Here is a 17,851-nt window from a genome sequence, read left to right as displayed (position 1 = left end):
TGGCTTTTTCCATTAACAACGAGATTTTATAACAACGAGATTTTTACGATTATGCAGAGGTATTCTCTGACAACCATTGAGCAATGCGCTGCTTTTCTTCTTCATTCAGCCACATACCCAATTTAGTGCGACGCCAAATAGCATCATCCAACTCTGTTACCCATTCATGTTTGACTAAGTAACGTAATTCCGCTTCGTAGACATTCGCAGAGAATGCTTCACCGAGGTCGCTGAGTGAATTCGCGCCTTCAAGGATTAATTTACTGTTGCTACCGTAGGTTCTGGCAAAACGTAGCGCTAAGCCTTCAGGAAGCCATTGATAATGTTGACGCAACACGCGTGCATAACCATCACGGTCACAACCTTCGATATCACCACCCGGTAATTGGCCATTTTTGGTCCATGGGCTACCTGCATTTGGATAGTAAGTCGCTAATTTATTCACAGCGGCTTCCGCTAACTTACGATAAGTCGTTAATTTACCACCAAATACAGACAACAATGGCGCTTGGCCTTGTTCATCGTGAATATCCAATGTGTAATCACGAGTAATGGCTTGTGGTGAGTCTGATTCATCGTCGCACAGAGGGCGAACACCTGAATAATCCCAAACAATATCACTCACGGTTAACTGCTTTTTGAAGTGGTCGTTATACACTTTCAGTAAATAGTTAACTTCGTTTTCATCAATTTTGACGTCTTTCGGGTCGCCTTTATATTCTACGTCAGTCGTACCGATGATAGAAAACTCATCCATCCACGGGATAACAAATACAATACGGTTATCTTCATTTTGTAAGATGTACGCTTGTGGTTCATCATGTGCGCGTGGAACGACAATGTGGCTACCTTTGATTAGGCGAATACCATAAGGTGATTTTAATTTCAGTCCATCATCAAAGAACTCTTTTACCCAAGGCCCTGTGGCATTAACCAGCCCTTTCGCTTTCCATGTATGAGTTTCACCCGTACGTAAGTCTTGAGCTTCAACAACCCATAAACCGTTTTCACGGTAGGCGCGAGTCACTTTTGTGCGAGTACGAACCTCACCATTCTTACGTACCACTTCTTGAGCGTTTAACACAACTAAACGCGCATCATCAACCCAACAATCGGAATATTCAAAACCTTTCGTTAATTCAGGTTTGAGTACAGAGTGTTGGTTGAATTTCAGACCTTTACTGCTTGGTAAGCTGACACGTTTGCCTAAATGGTCATATAAGAATAGGCCAATGCGGATCATCCAAGCTGGACGTAAATGAGGCTGATGAGGTAAGCGGAAGCGCATTGGGAAGGCTATATGTGGTGCTAATCGTAATAGCACTTCACGTTCAGCCAATGCTTCGCTCACTAATCTAAATTCATAATGCTCTAAATAACGTAAGCCACCGTGAATGAGTTTAGAACTCGCAGATGAAGTCGCACTTGCCAAGTCTTGAGCTTCGAGCAGTAATACCGATAATCCACGACCTGCAGCATCTGCTGCAATACCAGCGCCGTTGATCCCGCCGCCGATGACAATCAAGTCTTTAGTTTCCATGCATCCCCCTGAGATGTTCGAAACACTTTCAATAATGTTCGTTTTCGCTCATTTGATTGTAGTCAAAATAGATAGTGATGCCAACTATTATTAATGAAAAAAATAACAACTGCGTGATATTGGTAACAATTTTTTTTCAATACCCACAAATAAAATATTGTTATTTACAATGAAAAAAAGAGAGTTTCGCGCGAAAAAGAAAAAAACAATGGCAAGGCGGGGGAGACTAAAATAGGGAAGGATACTAAGAAGTATGATGGCAGCGGGCGCTACCATCATTAAGATAATTATTTGATTAACAAAGCTCTAATTGAACATTATGTTGCTCAATGACTTTGAGAATGCTGTCAGGTGGCTGTTTATCCGTAAATAAGTAGTCAATCAGGTTCATATTGCCCAAATTAACCATCGCGTTACGACCAAATTTAGAATGGTCGGTGACGAGCATGACACAGCGTGAGTTTTCAATAATCGCGCGTTTGGTACGAACTTCATGGTAATCGAACTCAAGTAATGAGCCATCCATATCAATACCACTGATACCCAAAATACCGTAATCTAACCTAAATTGAGAAATAAAATCGAGGGTCGCTTCACCGACAATACCGCCATCTCTTGAGCGAACTTCACCCCCCGCTAAAATTAGGCGGAAGTCTTCTTTTGGCATCAGTAATGTGGCGACATTAAGGTTATTGGTCACCACGCGTAGGTTTTTGTGATTAACCAATGCGTGAGCAACGGCTTCGGGAGTGGTACCAATATCTATAAACAATGTTGCACCGTCAGGAATTTGGCTCGCAACATGTTGTGCGATACGCGCTTTTTCATCTGACCACATGATTTTACGGTCATTATAAGCCGCATTCACGGAACTTGAAGGCAGTGCTGCACCACCGTGGTGCCGCTGAATTTTATTTTGTTCAGCGAGGTCATTGAGGTCTCGACGGATTGTTTGAGGGCTTACCTCAAAGTGTTCGACGAGTTCTTCAGTACTGACATATCCCTGAAGACGCACAAGCTCAACTATTGCATCATGTCTCTGGGTTTGTTTCACAGCGTTAGCCTCTAATTATTAAAATGTTTTATCTGGAGCTCTGGTGTTTAAAACTGTGCCTATTATCCCATACTCCCATCAATAAGCCGATAATTAACCCTGAAGTATGTGCGGCATTCGCAATATGCATACCTAAAACATCGAAGTAACCGAAAAAAAGCCAGATAATAGAGAATATCATTAACCCTCGAGGGACGCTGATGCCACTTTCAGGCCGACGTTCACCCGTTAACCACACATAGCTGACAAGGGCATAGACGACACCAGATAAGCCGCCAAAGTTGTTTTCACTAAACAGCGACTGCCCCCAGTTACTAAACAGTGCAGAGACTAGTAAGATAGTGAATAATTTACCCGTTCCCAGCTTTCGCTCAACTTGCCCAGCCAGAAACCACCATAGCGCAAGGTTGAAACCAATATGTGATAGCGAAAAGTGCACCAATGCAGGGCTAAACCAACGCCAAAGTTCCGTTTGTTGGTCGCCAATAGGCCATGCTAAATAGCGTAGAACTTCTCGGGCATCGGTCATTTCTACCCAAAGATATACAACAATCGACAATAAAATAACAGCGATAGTTAAAGGGCCAGATTGTTCTTTAAGGTAGCCCCAGGTCAGGTAGTTACGATATTGAAACTGGGTATCTGCGCTTCCCGTGTGCCAACTGGCTTCTAGATAGCGGGGGTGATTTGGATCTTGTAAAAAAATATCTAATTCTTTCTGGGTTTGAGATTGAAATTGCTCATCTTCTAGCCAAAGCTCAAAGACGGCTTGTTCCTGTGATGGCTTTATTATTAAGTGGATATTTTTGCTAGCCATATAGTCAACAAAGGCTTGTGCCATTCTAGGATTAGCAAAAGAGGTGATGTGGATCATGAATGCGTTTTCTCATCTAGAGAGCCGTAACGGCTTGTGGATATTCCCTTAACCATGCTTCAAATCCACCATTGATGCTGTATACAGATTCAAAGCCAATGTTGATCAGATATTGTGCAGCGCCTTGGCTACTGTGCCCATGGTAACACATCACCATAACTGGTTGTTCGTAATCCGTTTGTTCTAGAAATTGGCTTAGTGACTCATTGGTGAGGTGATAGGCCCCACTAGCATGGCCTGCGCGGAAACTTTGTGGGTCTCGTACATCTACCAATATGGCAGTACCGTCCACCCAATGTTGGTAAGCTTGCTCTGGTGTTAGTGTTTCAAAATGGTCCATAAAATACCAAATACAGTAGGTAACAACCGATAAAAGGTTAATGAGAGGCACCCGTAAAAAACCAAGTGCCAAATACTCGTGGTATTGATTAGTAGAAAGAGTGCTCGCCACGTTGGTGTTCAGTCAGGTCTTTAACGCCTTTTAGCTCACCTTCAAACATTTTGAGAAGTTCTTTTTCGATACCTTCTTTAAGAGTGACATCAACCATTGAACAACCGTTACAGCCGCCACCAAATTGCAGAATTGCAAAGCCTTCATCGGTGATTTCCATCAGGGAAACACGGCCACCGTGGCTGGCAAGTTGAGGGTTAATTTGTGACTGTAAAACATACTCAACACGTTCAATTAATGGTGCGTCATCAGAGACCTTACGCATTTTGGCGTTTGGTGCTTTTAACGTCAGTTGTGAGCCCAGTTGGTCGGTAACGAAGTCAATCTCGGCATCATCTAAGAATGGCGCGCTAATTTCATCAACATAAGCAGATAATTTCTCGAACTTTAGTTCTTTATCTGTTGCTTCAACGGCACCCGGAGGGCAGTATGACACACCGCACTCTGCGGTTGGTGTGCCTGGGTTGATAACAAAAACACGGATTTGAGTTCCTGGCTCTTGATTTTCCAACAATTTGGCAAAATGAGCCTGTGCTGCTTCAGTAATATTAATCATAATCATTTGCTCAATAATAGTTGACTGCTTTAGTTGGTTATAATACGCCCATTTACCCCTTTCCTACAAGGTGCGACACAGTGACCATGCATCAACAGTATGTACACCCGCACAAATCAACAATTGTGCTGCGGTATTCATGGTGGAACCTGTTGTAATAACATCATCAAGAACAGCAACATGTAGGTTTGAAACCGAGTTGTTTAAGGTAAATGCTCCCTTTAGGTTATTTCGGCGATACTCACGTTTTAGTGTAATCTGTGCCAGTGTAGCACGACTACGTGATAATGAATTTTGCGAATAGGGGATATTTAACCATCTGGATAAATTTTCGCCTATTAATGCCATATGGTCAAATCCTCTCCACCACAGACGGCGGCGATGCAGTGGAATGGTGATGATTAAGTCCGGTTTTTGCCATTTTTGTTGGCGGTAACCCGTGAGCCAAAATAACGCAAAAATTCGTGCTAGAGTAAAAGCAAGTTGAGATTGTTTTTGAAATTTAAAACGATGGATTAACAAGCGTAAAGCGCCTTGGTACGGGGTTACTGTGATAATTCTCTGCCATGCGGGAGGGTTTTTTAGGCAACGTCCGCACTCCATGGTAGGCTGCTCACAGGGTAAAGCGCAGCGTAAACAGCAGGTTGGCATTTTAGGTAGTCCTTTGAGGCAAAAATGACAAACACCCTGATGAGTTAATTTTAGTGATTGGTGACATAGCCAGCAGCCCCCCTCCATTGTTAGCATAGTAGCGTCCCGTTAAAACGAATTGACAAATAAATGAATGAAGAGAGTGTAACGATGGCAAAGTTATATTGGCAGACCGTTGGTGAAGGTAAACAAGATCTTGTGTTGCTGCACGGATGGGGACTGAACGCACAAGTCTGGCAAACAATTATTCCGCGAATCGCTTCGCACTTTCGGGTTCATTTAGTTGACCTGCCAGGTTATGGGCGTAGCCAAGGTTTCCTTCCTATGAATATTCAATCAATGGCAAATATTTTGTGGGAACAAGCGCCTAAAAACGCGATTTGGCTCGGTTGGTCACTTGGTGGGCTAGTTGCAAGTCGTGTTGCGCTTGACCATCCTTATGAAGTCAAAGGGTTAATTACCGTTGCTTCTTCTCCATGCTTTAAAGCAGAAGAAAACGGTTGGGCGGGGATCCGACCGGAAGTTTTATTAGGTTTCGAACAGCAACTTTCGGCTGATTTTCATCGTACCGTTGAGCGTTTTTTAGCATTGCAGACATTAGGGACAGAAAGCGCAAGAAATGATGCTAGAACCTTGAAGTCCGTGGTACTTGAACAACCTATCCCAACGGTTGAAACGTTAAATGCCGGGCTTGAATCATTGCGTACCGAAGATTTGCGCGATGAATTAAAACAGTTACCCATTCCTTTCTTGCGCATTTATGGTTATCTCGATGGCTTGGTACCGCGCAAAATAGTGCCCATTTTAGATGAGCTTTACCCTAATTCCCCATCTGTCATTATGCGCAATAGTGCCCATGCACCCTTTATTTCCCATCCTGATGAGTTTTGCGAATACCTGTTGGATTTTCAAAGTCGTATCGAGGAATAAATAAAAAAATCAGCCTAACTCATGGCTGATTTTTTTGTGGTGTACCTATTATTTGATTTTATACACAAAATGAGCGCAATCAGTGCTTTCTGGGCAGCCTTTACAACTACTGCCCGTTAAACAAGCATTGATATCGACTTGTTCAATTTTTTCTAAGCTGACGAGTTTCTCAACCATCGCTTGAATTAATGGAACCGGTGTATTTAGCTGCTCACTGAGTAGCGAGATGTCAGCTTGCCCATATAAGGCGATTAAATCTCTTATTTGCAGCAAGCTAGTCATCGTTTTATTCCTTAGTGGCAAGCATCACTTGAACAGCCAGAACATTGCTCTGCAGTTTTGCTTTTGATGTTCAGGGTTACGCGGCTACGCATGCGGCGTAAGAATATGAACAAGGCAAGGTTGAATAGGACAACCGCAGCAATGGTAATCAAACTGCTTTGTGGGTGCTCGCTGAATGTGGCAACTTGGTAAAACAGAGCCGCGAGGCTATAAGCCACATTCAAGCCCCACAGAATGGAGAAACTCATCCAACTTTTATTGGTTTCACGTGCGATAGCACCCATCACCGAGACGCAAGGCACATACAGTAAGACGAAGATTAGGTAGCTATAGGCAGCAATGCCTGAACCAAATTTCGCTGCCATAGTGCCCATTGAACCGGACTCCATCTCTCCATCACCTTTACTGGCTTCGATAGGGTTTGATAGCGCACTTAAGGTAAAGGTTTCTTTTAAGCTGTCCCAAGTTTCAGAAACCGCATCTCCCAGTTCTTCCCATAAATTGAATGATTCTGCATCGAATGGCTCAGAAGTAATGGCTTCAGCGGTATACAGAGTATTTAAAGTTCCCACGACGACTTCTTTAGCCATCGCCCCGGTAATTAACCCCACGGTCGCTTGCCAATTATCTGCATGCACACCAATCGGCTGTAACGCAGGGGTAATGACTTTACTGACAGAAGCGAGTGCAGAGTCATTAATATTATCAACAGGCTTACCAGAGAAAGAGAAACTATTTAATGCACCAATAAAGATACTGGCAACGACGATAACTTTACCCGCTCGTACCACAAAGCCTTTTAGGCGTTGCCATGTTTGAATCAGCAATGTTTTGATGTGCGGTACATGGTAAACCGGAAGCTCCATAATAAACGGAGAGGCCTCGCCACGCATAAGGGTATGTTTTAGTAATAACCCTGTCAAAATGGCGACAACAATCCCTAAAATATAGAGAGAAAAGACCACACTAGCCCCATTTTTGCCAAAGAAAGCGGCAGCAAAAACAGCGAAAATGGCAAGCCTTGCACCACAAGACATAAACGGTGCCATTAGTACCGTAATGAGCCTTTCACGTGGTGCATCTAGCGTGCGTGCACCCATAATTGATGGTACGTTACAGCCAAAGCCGACAATCAACGGTACGAAGGATTTACCTGGTAAACCTAGCGCCTGCATGATGCGGTCCATCACGAAAGCGGCTCGTGCCATATAACCCGAGTCTTCCAGTATTGAAAGAAACAGGTACATCATCCCGATTTGTGGTACTAACGGTAATACTGTATTAATACCACCGCCGACACCTTGGGCAAGGAAAATAGTGAGCCAATCAGGGAAGCTGAAATAGGCACCAACCCACTGAATACCATGAATAAATATCGCCTCAGAAGCACCTTCAAAGAAAGGCTGCAATGCCCCACCAATGTTAATGGCTAAGACAAACATCAGGTACATCACAAATAAGAAAATAGGTACACCGAGCCAACGGCTCAGAATAAATCTATCCAGTGATTGTGTTAGTCGATTTGGTTCAGCGGCGCTATTGTTAATCGCGGCATGACAAATTGTGGCAATAGATTGATAACGTGCGTCAGCGATGAGTAGTTCAGGCTCTTCGTTTAAGCCTTCTTTCAGTGTTTGGCGTATCGCCAGTAATTGCCCTTCAGATATTTCTGCGCGTTGGCGGCTATAAATATCTCCTTCGAGAATTTGTAATGCTAACCAGCGGCGTTGCTGATGGCTAAATTGTTGTGTTGAAATTTGTTTAGATAACGAATCCACTGCCTGCAATAACTGGGGTGGATATTCCACAAGGGCTTGTTGGCTATTTTGTGGATGTGTATCAATGGCTTTTTTCAGTTTATCGATACCAGTTGCTCGAGTTGAAACCATTGGGATCACAGGGCAACCGAGCTGTTTTTCTAATTCAGCAATATTAATATCAATATGTTGGCTTTGAGCGATATCCAACATATTCAAGGCAACAATACATGGAACGCCTAACTCAACTAATTGTAATGTCAGATAGAGGTTACGCTCTAAATTGGATGCATCGACAACATTAATGAGCATGTCGGCCTCACCACTTAAAATAAAGTAGCAGGCGATTTGTTCGTCGAGAGAGGTTTGTTCAGAAATGGTGGTCAAAGAGTAAGTGCCGGGTAGGTCAACAAGCTCGATTTTATGGTCATCGGTATGGAAGCGACCCACTTTTCGTTCAACAGTGACCCCTGCCCAGTTACCGACCCGCTGCCTTGACCCTGTAAGTTGGTTAAATAGGGTCGTTTTGCCTGCATTGGGGTTACCAATTAAGCCGATAGTTAATCGTTTCATAGTGTTTGCCAATAATAAAAAAGAAATACTTAAACGGTGGTCGCTTCATCTAGATTGAGTAGGGCAAGATCCTTTTTACGCAGCACTAAGCTGACACGGTGAGTTTCTATTTGTACAGGATCACCAAAAGGCGCCAAGCGCACCACTTTAAAGACAGAACCCGGAAGTAAACCGAGTGAGAGTAGTTTTTGTCGGTATGCAGGACTGATTTCTGGAGAGAAACCAAGTATTTTGTAACTGCATTGAGGAAGTATTGCCATAGTGTCTTCCTAATCATTTAATTCATAATGATATCGATGACAATTGTTAAAGATTACAATTGCTCAGGTAATAAGACTGCCAAACAAAAATAAATCTAATTAACAATGAGAATCATAATCATCCACCTTTTGTTATATTTAGCCTCTTTTTTCGTCAGTTTGACTTGATGTGGATCAACGAAGCATTGAGTTTGCGGTGTTTCGTTAGCAAAAGTAATGGCGGAGTAAACGCGGGGGGAGAGGGTGGAATAATGTTCAATATATTGGTTGGGATAATTAATTACAGCGATTATTTTTTGATATAGGCATCACAATAAGTACATTGCGATGCCTATTAAAAAGTTAGCGCTTCTTGCCAAATGCAGCAGCAAGGGCATCACTCATGGCACTATTACCAGAAGATGCGTTGTTTTGGCGTGAATTACCTCTTGATTGAGGAGCCTTACGTGTATTTTTGTCCTGTTCTGGGGCAGCACGGCGAGGTGCACTGTTAGAATCACCGGCTTGCTCATCTAAACGCATCGTTAACGCAATACGTTTGCGCGCAATATCCACATCTAACACTTTGACTTTTACAATGTCACCGGCTTTTACCACTTTGTGTGGGTCTTCGACATAACTATTTGAAAGTGAAGAAATATGAACTAAACCGTCTTGGTGAACACCAATATCTACAAAGGCACCGAAGTTAGTCACATTGGTAACCGCACCTTCTAAAATCATGCCAGGAGTCAGGTCCTTCATGGTTTCTACGCCTTCCGCGAAGGTCGCTGTTTTAAACTCAGGACGTGGGTCACGGCCCGGTTTTTCCAGCTCTTTAATGATGTCAGTGACGGTTGGAACCCCAAATTGTTCCGTGGTGAAGTCGCGTGGGCTCAAGGCATTAAGTACCTGTGAATTACCCATAATTTCTTTGAGCGGCTGGCGGACAGACTCAAGAATTTTTTCGACAATTGGATAAGCTTCAGGGTGAACAGTAGAGGCATCTAATGGGTTTTCACCATTGGTGATACGTAAGAAGCCTGCACATTGTTCAAAAGCTTTTGGCCCAAGACGCGCAACTTTGAGTAACTGTTTTCTATCGCTAAACTGGCCATTTTGGTCGCGCCAGTCCACCACGTTTTGCGCAATCATTTTGCTTAAACCAGCAACCCGAGTCAGTAAGGCAACAGAAGCGGTATTTAAGTCAACACCAACGGAGTTTACACAGTCTTCGACGACCGCATCGAGCTTACGCGCTAATTGCGTCTGGCTGACATCATGCTGATATTGGCCAACCCCAATGGATTTAGGGTCAATTTTCACCAATTCAGCCAGCGGGTCTTGTAGGCGGCGGGCAATTGATACAGCACCACGTAAAGACACATCTAAGCTTGGAAATTCCAGCGCTGCAAGTTCAGAAGCGGAATAAACAGAAGCGCCAGCTTCGCTGACAATCACTTTCTGTGCCGTTACTTCTGGGTACTGTTTTTGTACTTCAGCAAAGAAACGTTCCGTTTCGCGAGAAGCGGTCCCGTTACCTATCGCTACTAATTCGACATTGTGTTTTTGGCAAAGTGCTGCGACGATGGTTGCCGCTTTGGCAGCTTGCCCGGTATGCGGATAAATCGTATCGGTCGCAATTAATTTTCCTGTCGCATCCACGACAGCGACTTTCACGCCAGTCCGCAGGCCTGGGTCTAAGCCCATGGTGGCACGCATTCCTGCAGGTGCTGCCATCAGTAAATCACTGAGGTTACGAGCAAATACGTTAATGGCTTCTTCTTCGGCCTTTTCACGCAGTGAGCTCATCACTTCTGTTTCCAAGTGCAGTAATACTTTGACACGCCATGTCCAACTGATCACCGCTTTACGCCATTGGTCAGCCGGAGCATTGTTTAAACGAATATCTAAGTGGCGGGTGATAATTTCTTCGCAGTAACTTTCTTTTGGTGGTTCATCGAACTGAGGATCACAGTTTAATGAAAGCTGTAAAATTCCTTCGTTACGGCCACGGAACATCGCAAGAGCTCGGTGAGAAGGAACCTGAGCAACAGGTTCGTGATGTTCAAAGTAGTCGCTAAATTTCACCCCTTCTTCTTGCTTACCTTCTGCAACAACAGAAACAAGGTGGGCATTTTTCCAAATATAGTCGCGAACTTTCGCTAAAAGAGCCGCATCTTCGGCGAAGCGTTCCATAAGGATATAGCGAGCGCCATCTAAAGCAGCTTTGACATCAGCAACACCTTTGTCTGCATCGATATAGGTTTTTGCGAGTTCATCAGGTGACTGGTTAGGGTCATTCCACAGGGTGTCCGCTAAAGGCTCAAGTCCTGCTTCAATGGCAATTTGCCCACGGGTGCGACGTTTCGGTTTATACGGAAGATACAAGTCTTCAAGTTCGGTTTTATTGAGCGTAGTGTCAATAGCGGAGGCAAGCTCAGGTGTCAATTTACCTTGCTCTTCTATCGACTTAAGAATGGTCTGTTTACGGTCATTTAATTCGCGCAAGTACCCTAAACGGCTTTCTAGCTGGCGAAGCTGAGTATCGTCCAACCCACCGGTAACTTCTTTACGGTAACGCGCAATAAACGGGACAGTATTTCCTTCATCTAACAGTGTGATGGCAGAAAAAACCTGTTTCGGCTGGGCTTGCAGTTCCGCTGCAATAATTTGGCTTAGAGTTTCATTCATGTCGAATTTAAATACCTACTGAAAGAACAGTTAAAAAATTTACTGCACTGTTATACTTGGTGAGAAAGAGAATTTCCAGACTGAATTTGAGCCTATTGGTAGGAAAGTCTCAGATTATGTTCTATAAAATATTATAATTATGGCTCCACTGGCTAAAATCTGAAGGTTATGACTAAAAGTCTTTTAATTACACGTGAAGGTTGGGATGCATTAGATAAAGAGTTGAAGTACCTGTGGAAGGAAGAACGCCCTCGGGTTACTCAATCTGTTTCAGAGGCCGCTGCTCAAGGGGATCGCTCAGAAAATGCAGAATATATTTATGGTAAAAAAAGGTTGCGTGAGATTGATAGGCGCATCCGTTTTTTATCCAAAAGATTGGATCAATTAAGGATTATCGAGCCTGATCCCCGCCAAGAAGGCCGGGTCTTTTTTGGCGCATGGGTTAAACTAGAAGATGAAAATGAAAATATCAGAATATTCCGTATCGTCGGTGCTGATGAGTTCAACCCTACAAAACAATGGATTTCAATAGACTCTCCGGTAGCACGAGCCTTGATAGGCAAACAGGTTGATGATGAAATAACAGTAAATACGCCAGGAGGGCAGGTGACTTATTTTGTGTTAGAAATAAGCTACCACCCACTAACTACCTGAAGAGTAAAATGATTCATTAAATCCTACGTTAGTGGTAAATTAGTGAGCATTAATATTGTTTTATTTACATTCATTAAAAAAATAATTTGAAAGATGCACATCTTGAGGGCTACAAAATGCAGGAAAGTTATAAGGTGCTTGTCGTCGATGATGATATGCGTTTACGTGCACTGCTGGAACGTTATCTCACTGAGCAGGGTTTTCAGGTAAGGAGTGCCGCAAACGCTGAACAGATGGACCGAATCCTGACAAGGGAATCTATTCATTTGATCGTCTTAGATTTAATGCTACCGGGTGAAGATGGTCTATCGATTTGCCGTCGCTTACGTAGTCAAAATAACCCAATTCCTATTATTATGGTGACAGCGAAAGGTGAAGAAGTTGATCGTATCGTTGGCTTAGAAATCGGTGCAGATGACTATATTCCAAAACCTTTTAATCCACGGGAATTGCTAGCTCGTATTCGTGCGGTATTACGCCGTCAAGCTAATGAATTACCGGGTGCGCCATCTCAAGATGATGCGATAATTACTTTTGGTAAATTTAAATTAAATCTTGGAACACGAGAAATGTTCCAAGGTGATGAAAATATGCCATTAACCAGCGGCGAATTCGCGGTGTTAAAAGTGTTGGTTTCTTATCCAAGGGAACCGTTGTCTCGTGATAAGCTAATGAGTTTAGCGCGAGGCCGTGAATACAGTGCGATGGAACGTTCTATTGATGTTCAAATCTCACGTTTGCGTCGCATGGTTGAAGAAGACCCAGCACATCCTCGTTATATTCAGACGGTTTGGGGATTGGGCTATGTGTTTGTTCCGGATGGAAGTAAAGCATGAAGCGACTGAGGTTCTCAAGGCGTAGTACATTTTCTCGCTCGTTATTTTTATTTGTAGCCTTACTGTTTGCGAGCCTCGTAACCAGTTATATGGTCGTGTTGAATTTTGTTGTGATGCCTAGCTTACAACAATTCAATAAGGTATTGGCATACGAAGTAAGAACATTAATGACAGAGAAAATGGTTCTACAAGATGGAACCTCAGTGCGGGTATCTCCCGCGTTGCGTAAGAAAATCTACAATGAATTAGGGATTACCTTTTATGCACATTCAGCGGCAATGGAAGAAGGGCTGAACTGGGCAAAAGAGTATGATTTTCTAAGCGAACATATGTCCGAATATATTGGTGGTAAGGCGAGTGTTCATCTTGAACTAGGCCGAGAGTATCCCATTCTATGGCTAACGTCTTATCTCGCACCTGATATCTGGGTGCGAGTTCCTCTGACTGAAATTGGTCAAAATCAGTTCTCCCTGGTTTTTCGCTATACCTTAACGATTTTTCTCACCATTTTTGCCGGGGTATGGTTGTATATACGCTATCAAAACAAGCCGTTACTTGAATTGGAGTATCATGCAGGTGAAGTTGGTAAAGGGGTAATTTTACCCCCAATGCAAGAAAAAGGCGCCACAGAGGTTAGGGCCGCCATCCGTTCTTTTAATCACATGGCAGCAGGGATTAAAACCTTAGAAAACGATCGAACTGTCTTAATGGCAGGGGTAAGCCATGACCTAAGAACACCTTTAACCCGTATTCGTTTAGCAACAGAAATGATGAGCCCAGAAGATAGCTATCTGGCGGAATCAATTAATAAAGATATTGAAGAGTGTGATGCGATTATCGGTCAATTCATGTCCTACCTGAAAACAGGTCAAGAAATGGATATGGAATTCTGTGATCTTAACGCTATTTTAATGGACGCGGTGAACTCAGAAAGCAATGTCATCGGTGAAATTGAAACAGCACTTGAGCCCGGCTCAATGATTGTTAATGGTAATCCATTGGCGATCAAACGCGCTATTACGAATATGATAGTCAATGCATACCGCTATGGTAATGGCTGGATTAAGGTCAGTAGCGGTAAAACGGAAGATTTTGTTTGGTTTCAAGTTGAAGACGATGGCGCAGGTATCAAAGAAGAAGACATTCATCGCCTGTTCCAGCCATTTGTACAAGGTGAGAAAGCGCGTAGTAATACAGGAACAGGCCTAGGCCTGGCGATTATTCGCCGAATTGTCGATGCTCACGAAGGGAGCATCGAGATTCATAAAAGTGAGCGTGGCGGGTTTGCGATTAGGGCGTTGCTTCCTCTTAAAGAGAAAGAATACTAAATACTCTTCACACTTTACGCCGCAGCGTTGTTGGCTGCGTTCGGCTACTCGGGTTATATACTTGTGTATGCTCCCCGAGCTATCCTCTCTGGTCGCCTAGCTGCAACACAAATTGTTTTGAGTATGACTTTATAGTTGCAGGATAAAAATATTTTTCGCTTTTATGACAGTCTGTCATTTTTCTTTTTGACGTCAGTTTTGGAACTGTAAATTTTTAACTGTTTGAAGTTTAAGATTTAAAATTATATTTTTCTTCATTTTTGCTTTCTCCCCAATGAAAAAATCAGCAATTGTCATAAAACTGTCATAAAAACGACATATTGTCGTAACTAAATTGTCCTATTTTTCCTACCGTGACATACACCCAACAATTTTATACTTGATTGTTTCTATACATCCCCGGAGGGATTATGAAAATGACGCGTACCACCTTAGCAAGCGTAATGGCAGCAACTTTATCTCTGACTGCGATGTCTTCTTTTGCTGCTACCAGCCTGACCGGAGCTGGCGCGACCTTTCCTGCTCCTGTTTATGCGAAGTGGGCAGACTCTTATCAGAAAGAAACAGGTAATAAAGTAAACTATCAGGGGATTGGTTCTTCTGGTGGTGTCAAACAAATTAATGCAAAAACAGTTGATTTCGGAGCTTCTGACGCCCCATTAACTGATGAAAAACTCAAAGAAGATGGCCTGTTCCAGTTCCCTACTGTTATCGGTGGTGTGGTACTGGCTGTAAATGTAAAAGGTATTGAGTCAGGACAACTGACTTTAGATGGCAACACATTAGGTGATATCTATTTAGGTAAAATCACTAAATGGAATGATCCAGCAATCGCTAAATTGAATCCAAATGTGAGTTTACCAGACCAAGCTATCGCAGTCGTTAGACGTTCTGACGGTTCGGGTACTACGTTCGTATTCACGAGCTACCTTGCTAAAGTAAGCGCAAGCTGGAAATCAGACGTTGGTGCGGGCTCTACCGTTAACTGGCCGAAAAATAGCGTAGGTGGTAAAGGGAATGATGGCGTTGCAGCTTTCGTACAGCGTCTACCAGGTTCTATCGGTTATGTTGAATATGCATACGCAAAACAGAACAACCTTGCGTATACTAAATTAATCTCCGCTGATGGCGAAGCGGTTTCACCAACGGGTGAAAGCTTCAGCGCAGCCGCGAAGAAAGTCGACTGGTCTAAATCTTTTGCTCAAGATTTAACAAACCGTGATGGTGCGAATGCATGGCCGATAACCTCAACCACATTCATCTTAGTTCACAAGCAGCAAGAGAATGCGGAAAAAGGCAAAGCGGTTCTTGATTTCTTCAACTGGGCTTATGATAAAGGTGGTAAACAAGCGGAAGCACTAGATTACGCAATTTTACCTCAAGAAGTCGTGACCGCAGTACGTGCAGCATGGAAAACAGAAGTTAAAGATAGCCAAGGTAAAGCATTATTCTAGGTGCACTTAGGTTTTCTAAGTGCACTTAGGGTTGGAAATGGCGGGTAAGTGCTGAGGAACAGAGCTTACCCGCTCATCGTTGTAACGCAATCCTGTAGAAAAGAGCAGGAATGAAATGAGAACAAAGCGCATGGCCGAGAAAACAACGGCATTTAGAGCTCCCAGCAAATCAGGTGATGTGATTTTTAGTGCACTGGTAAAGATTGCCGCGCTCATCACTTTGTTAATGCTCGGAGGCATTATTATTTCCCTTATTTTTGCATCTTGGCCAAGTATGCAGAAGTTTGGGTTTTCGTTTTTGTGGACCAAAGAGTGGGATGCTCCGGCGGAAGAATTCGGTGCTCTTGTGCCTATTTATGGCACTATCGTTACATCGTTAATTGCTCTGATTATCGCAGTTCCTGTTAGTTTTGGTATAGCACTATTCCTCACAGAGCTGGCTCCCAATTGGCTAAAACGTCCGCTTGGTATCGCGATTGAACTCCTTGCTGCTATCCCTAGTATCGTTTATGGGATGTGGGGGTTATTTGTCTTTGCACCTTTGTTTGCAGAGTATTTCCAAGAACCAGTTGGTAATGTGATGTCGAGTGTGCCGATTGTCGGTGAACTATTTTCAGGGCCTGCATTCGGAATCGGTATTTTAGCAGCGGGGATTATCCTCGCGATTATGATTATTCCCTATATTGCGTCAGTGATGCGCGATGTATTTGAACAAACTCCTGTGATGATGAAAGAGTCAGCCTACGGGATTGGCTGTACAACATGGGAAGTGATTTGGAATATCGTGCTGCCGTATACCCGCAATGGGGTAATCGGTGGAGTGATGTTAGGTCTTGGCCGTGCACTGGGTGAAACCATGGCGGTTACTTTCGTGATTGGTAATACTTACCAACTTGATAGCGCATCACTGTTTATGCCTGGAAACAGTATTACCTCAGCACTGGCAAATGAATTTGCGGAAGCTGAGAGCGGCTTACATACCTCGGCCTTGATGGAACTTGGACTGATCCTGTTTGTTATCACTTTTATTGTGTTAGCGATTTCCAAGTTAATGGTCATGCGTCTTGCGAAAAATGAGGGCCGTTAAAATGTCGATATCTCAACCTATCGCAGTGAATGAAAAAGAGCGAGCTCGTCGTCAAGCGTGGCGTCGCCAAGTTAACAGAATGGCTCTATTTATCTCAATGTTAACGATGGCTTTCGGTTTGTTCTGGTTAGTGTGGATTTTGTTTTCTACAGTCACTAAAGGGATTGATGGCATGTCCCTCAATCTGTTTACTGAAATGACTCCACCACCTAATACGGAAGGTGGTGGGTTGGCAAATGCCATCGTAGGCAGTGGTTTATTAATCTTATGGGCGACAGTTATCGGTACGCCTTTAGGGATTTTAGCGGGAATTTATTTAGCAGAATATGGCCGTAAGTCATGGTTAGCTTCAGTCACCCGCTTTATTAATGACATTTTATTATCAGCTCCGTCTATCGTTGTAGGGTTGTTTGTGTACACCATTGTGGTTGCTCAAATGCAGCACTTCTCGGGTTGGGCTGGGGTCGTGGCGCTTGCATTGCTGCAAATTCCAATTGTTATCCGAACTACTGAAAATATGTTGAAATTAGTTCCGGATAGCTTGCGTGAAGCCGCTTATGCACTTGGTACACCAAAATGGAAAATGATTTTATCTATTACGCTAAAAGCGTCTGTGTCAGGGATTATCACTGGGATCTTGCTTGCAATTGCGCGTATTGCTGGGGAAACCGCACCGCTTCTGTTTACTTCACTGTCAAATCAGTTCTGGAGTACAGATATGAGCGAGCCAATTGCCAACTTACCAGTGACAATCTTCAAATTTGCAATGAGCCCATTCTCTGAATGGCAAGAGCTTGCATGGGCTGGGGTTCTGTTAATTACCCTATGTGTCCTGCTGATTAACATCATTGCACGTGTTGTGTTCGCACAGAAAAAACACTAAGCGCCAGA

17 protein-coding genes are annotated in these 17,851 nt (G+C 43.4%); 7 read left to right on the top strand and 10 right to left on the bottom strand.

Translation table 11 applies throughout. From position 1 onward, the window contains the following. Positions 1-49: 49 nt before the first annotated feature. From glpD to PSE72_RS11545, 6 genes are all read right to left on the bottom strand, one after another. Positions 50-1,540, bottom strand: coding sequence for a glycerol-3-phosphate dehydrogenase (gene glpD / locus PSE72_RS11570; RefSeq protein ID WP_198641931.1), 1,491 nt, complete (start codon positions 1,538-1,540; stop codon positions 50-52). Positions 1,541-1,835: 295 nt separating this feature from the next. Next, positions 1,836-2,594: a DeoR/GlpR family transcriptional regulator gene (locus tag PSE72_RS11565; RefSeq protein WP_004262881.1), complete on the bottom strand. Its 759-nt coding sequence runs from the start codon at positions 2,592-2,594 to the stop codon at positions 1,836-1,838. Positions 2,595-2,622: 28 nt separating this feature from the next. Then, on the bottom strand, positions 2,623-3,468 hold the full coding sequence (glpG, locus tag PSE72_RS11560; protein ID WP_004266132.1) for a rhomboid family intramembrane serine protease GlpG: 846 nt from the start codon (positions 3,466-3,468) through the stop codon (positions 2,623-2,625). 16 nt (positions 3,469-3,484) lie between these two features. Continuing rightward, a complete protein-coding gene (glpE, locus tag PSE72_RS11555) occupies positions 3,485-3,808 on the bottom strand; it encodes a thiosulfate sulfurtransferase GlpE (protein WP_004266131.1) in 324 nt (107 codons plus the stop codon). A gap of 88 nt (positions 3,809-3,896) precedes the next feature. Next, positions 3,897-4,475: a Fe-S biogenesis protein NfuA gene (nfuA, locus tag PSE72_RS11550; RefSeq protein ID WP_004266130.1), complete on the bottom strand. Its 579-nt coding sequence runs from the start codon at positions 4,473-4,475 to the stop codon at positions 3,897-3,899. 63 nt (positions 4,476-4,538) lie between these two features. Then, positions 4,539-5,222 carry a hypothetical protein gene (locus PSE72_RS11545; RefSeq protein ID WP_042851463.1) on the bottom strand — a complete coding sequence of 228 codons (684 nt, stop codon included), beginning with the start codon at positions 5,220-5,222 and terminating at the stop codon, positions 4,539-4,541. 54 nt (positions 5,223-5,276) lie between these two features. On the opposite strand from PSE72_RS11545, the gene bioH reads away from it, so the two are divergent. Beyond that, positions 5,277-6,056, top strand: coding sequence for a pimeloyl-ACP methyl ester esterase BioH (gene bioH, locus PSE72_RS11540; RefSeq protein ID WP_004266128.1), 780 nt, complete (start codon positions 5,277-5,279; stop codon positions 6,054-6,056). A 48-nt stretch (positions 6,057-6,104) separates the two neighbouring features. On the opposite strand, the gene PSE72_RS11535 is transcribed toward bioH, so the two are convergent. The 4 genes from PSE72_RS11535 to PSE72_RS11520 form a co-directional block, all read right to left on the bottom strand. Continuing rightward, positions 6,105-6,338, bottom strand: a complete 234-nt coding sequence (locus PSE72_RS11535) for a FeoC-like transcriptional regulator (protein ID WP_115166378.1) — start codon at positions 6,336-6,338, stop codon at positions 6,105-6,107. Between the two features lie 11 nt (positions 6,339-6,349). Next, complete coding sequence (gene feoB, locus PSE72_RS11530) at positions 6,350-8,668, bottom strand: Fe(2+) transporter permease subunit FeoB (protein WP_272690966.1); 2,319 nt, start codon at positions 8,666-8,668, stop codon at positions 6,350-6,352. 29 nt (positions 8,669-8,697) lie between these two features. Next, a complete protein-coding gene (feoA, locus tag PSE72_RS11525; RefSeq protein WP_004266125.1) occupies positions 8,698-8,928 on the bottom strand; it encodes a ferrous iron transporter A in 231 nt (76 codons plus the stop codon). A 342-nt stretch (positions 8,929-9,270) separates the two neighbouring features. After that, positions 9,271-11,601, bottom strand: coding sequence for a Tex family protein (locus tag PSE72_RS11520; RefSeq protein WP_209102359.1), 2,331 nt, complete (start codon positions 11,599-11,601; stop codon positions 9,271-9,273). Positions 11,602-11,769: 168 nt separating this feature from the next. On the opposite strand from PSE72_RS11520, the gene greB reads away from it, so the two are divergent. The 6 genes from greB to pstA all read left to right on the top strand — a co-directional run bounded on the left by greB (position 11,770) and on the right by pstA (position 17,843). Continuing rightward, a complete protein-coding gene (gene greB / locus PSE72_RS11515; protein ID WP_109912392.1) occupies positions 11,770-12,255 on the top strand; it encodes a transcription elongation factor GreB in 486 nt (161 codons plus the stop codon). Between the two features lie 116 nt (positions 12,256-12,371). Then, entirely contained in the window at positions 12,372-13,091 is a 720-nt protein-coding gene (ompR, locus tag PSE72_RS11510) for an osmolarity response regulator transcription factor OmpR (RefSeq protein ID WP_004266122.1), read from the top strand. Further along, the gene (gene envZ, locus PSE72_RS11505; RefSeq protein ID WP_198641929.1) at positions 13,088-14,419 is read left to right on the top strand and encodes a two-component system sensor histidine kinase EnvZ; all 1,332 of its coding nucleotides are present in this window, start codon (positions 13,088-13,090) and stop codon (positions 14,417-14,419) included. Before ompR ends, envZ begins: the two co-directional genes overlap by 4 nt. Positions 14,420-14,829: 410 nt before the next feature. Next, positions 14,830-15,873 (top strand): phosphate ABC transporter substrate-binding protein PstS, encoded by a 1,044-nt coding sequence (gene pstS / locus PSE72_RS11500; RefSeq protein ID WP_004266120.1) that lies wholly within the window; start codon positions 14,830-14,832, stop codon positions 15,871-15,873. 130 nt (positions 15,874-16,003) lie between these two features. Next, a complete protein-coding gene (gene pstC / locus PSE72_RS11495; RefSeq protein ID WP_004262847.1) occupies positions 16,004-16,960 on the top strand; it encodes a phosphate ABC transporter permease PstC in 957 nt (318 codons plus the stop codon). Position 16,961: 1 nt separating this feature from the next. After that, positions 16,962-17,843: a phosphate ABC transporter permease PstA gene (gene pstA, locus PSE72_RS11490; protein ID WP_115166380.1), complete on the top strand. Its 882-nt coding sequence runs from the start codon at positions 16,962-16,964 to the stop codon at positions 17,841-17,843. Positions 17,844-17,851 lie beyond the last annotated feature (8 nt).

This window comes from Providencia sp. PROV116, assembly GCF_028482485.1.
Lineage (GTDB): Bacteria > Pseudomonadota > Gammaproteobacteria > Enterobacterales > Enterobacteriaceae > Providencia > Providencia rettgeri.
Note: the sequence above shows the minus strand (reverse complement) of the source record. Positions and strands in the feature narration are given on the sequence as shown.